Genomic DNA, 408 nt, shown 5'->3' with positions numbered 1-408 from the left:
CCCGGGCTCCAGGCGTTCGACCCGGGGGCGGACCACCGGCATGAACCCGAGCGGAGGCGCCGGGGCCGGCGGTTCCAGCGGGATCACCGCGCCCCGACGCAGCAGCAGCGGCGGCGGATGCCCGCAGTTGACGATCGTCAGGGTGCCGCCCCGCTCCTCGACCAGTGCCGCCGTGACGAAGTCCTCGTCCCCGACGTTGCGGGCCACCGCCCGGTCCAGGTCGGCGACGACGGCCCGCAGGTCGGCCCGCTCGTACGCCACGTGCCGGTAGGAACCGAGGACGATGCTGGCCAGCCGGACCGCGTCCAGGCCCTTGCCTCGCACGTCACCGATGATCATGCGTACGCCGTAGGGGGTGTCGATCGCCTCGTACAGGTCGCCGCCGATCTCGGCCGTCGCGGTGGAGGA

General features: G+C 73.8%; 1 protein-coding gene. It reads right to left on the bottom strand.

Annotated elements, in window-relative coordinates; genetic code table 11:
• The coding region (locus tag KBX53_RS35895) for a PP2C family protein-serine/threonine phosphatase (RefSeq protein ID WP_210864133.1) at positions 1 to 408 on the bottom strand (408 nt) is incomplete at both ends.

Source organism: Micromonospora sp. M51, assembly GCF_018070305.1.
In the GTDB taxonomy this organism is placed as follows: domain Bacteria; phylum Actinomycetota; class Actinomycetes; order Mycobacteriales; family Micromonosporaceae; genus Micromonospora; species Micromonospora parva.
Note: the sequence above shows the minus strand (reverse complement) of the source record. Positions and strands in the feature narration are given on the sequence as shown.